This window comes from Allobosea sp. P4_C6, from assembly GCF_056402015.1.
Map to the genome: position 1 here is coordinate 1 of NZ_JBFUIF010000240.1, position 1,441 is coordinate 1,441.

Genomic DNA, 1,441 nt, shown 5'->3' on the forward strand with positions numbered 1-1,441 from the left:
AGCGAGCATTGCGTGATATCGGAGCCCAGCTTGGCGAATGCGAAAACCCTGCGGCTCCGGTCCGATGCGGATTCACCAGCCGCAGCTTTCGATTAAGTACTCCCGTGCAGGTGCGAACATATCTTGGGATTGTCGGTGACCACTCAAGAACTTCGGATGCTGACACGACCAAGCACGCCAAGAGTGGGTTCATAAACCCGACATTTGATGTCGGACTCGTGAGGAGCGGATGCCCTATCGTCTGAGCCTGGACTGGGTAAACTTCTTACTGGCCGACCTGAGAGGAGGGCTCGGGCCGTATGTAAATGTCTTCCTGTTGACGGATGCTGGCTGGGACCAAGGGACGATCGGTGCTCTGCTGACGGCCAGCGGCCTGATTGGCATCGCATTTCATCCCCCCCTGGGTGCGTTCATTGACGCCACCCGAGCGAAACGAGCCCTGATCGTTGGGGGTGCGTGGGCGCTAGCGCTAATGGGAGTGGCGATCGCGACTTTCCCGACCCTGGCGGTGGTCTTCGTTGCCGATATCAGCATGGCTTTACTGGGCGGTGTGTTCGGACCGACGGTCGTAGCGATAACGCTCGGCATCTTCGGGGCACGGGAAATTGCTGCGCAGCTTGGGCGCAATGCTGCGTTCGACCGTTTCGGCAATCTTTTCATCGCGGCGACGGCCGGAATTGTAGGCACCTATTTCGGTCAGCGCGGCGTGTTCTATATGCTTCCGCTGTTCGCGATGCTGACAACGATCGCGGTCCTTTCGATACCCTCTCACGGCATCGATCATGCACTCGCTCGCGGCCTGGACGAAACCGACGACGGCCGAGCGCGACCCTATGCCTGGCGGCATTTGTTCACCGAACGGCCTTTTGTGCTGCTCGCGCTCGGCACGGCGCTCTTCCATTTCGCCAATGCGCCGATGTTGGCTCTGGCAAGCCAGAAGCTCGCACTGGAGGCCAAGGGTTTCGAGTCTGCAGTGACCTCAGCTGCGATCGTGGTGGCACAACTCACGACGATTCCGATGGCCTACCTTGTGATGCGGTCCAATCCGGTCGGCAGGAAGGTGCTCCTTCTTCTCGCGTTTGCCGCCGTACCGCTGCGCGGCATCTTGTTTGCTTTTGTCGCTGATCCCTACTGGGTGATCGGCTTCCAGATCCTCGACGGGATTGGATCGGGGCTATTCGACGTTTTGCTGCCGCTTGTTCTCTACGGTGCAGTCCGAGGCAGTGGTCGCTATAATATGGCGCGTGGACTTATCGGCACAATCCAAGGCATCGGCGGCGCGTCGAGTTATGCTTTAGCGGGATCTATCGTGGTTTGGGCCGGATACAGCGTCGCCTTTGCTGTTCTCTCTGGCATCGCGTCAGCCGCATTCCTCCTGATGTTGGTTGCCATGCCCGAAATAGTTCCGCGAGCACCTGTCGGAGAGCGCATGACCGACCCC

Annotated in this window: 1 protein-coding gene; it reads left to right on the forward strand. The window is 59.3% G+C overall.

What is annotated here, in order from left to right; all coding sequences use genetic code 11:
- Window positions 1–229: 229 nt before the first annotated feature.
- A partial coding sequence (locus AC1DVA_RS28310; RefSeq protein WP_265055270.1) for an MFS transporter occupies window positions 230–1,441 on the forward strand: 1,212 nt, incomplete at its 3' end.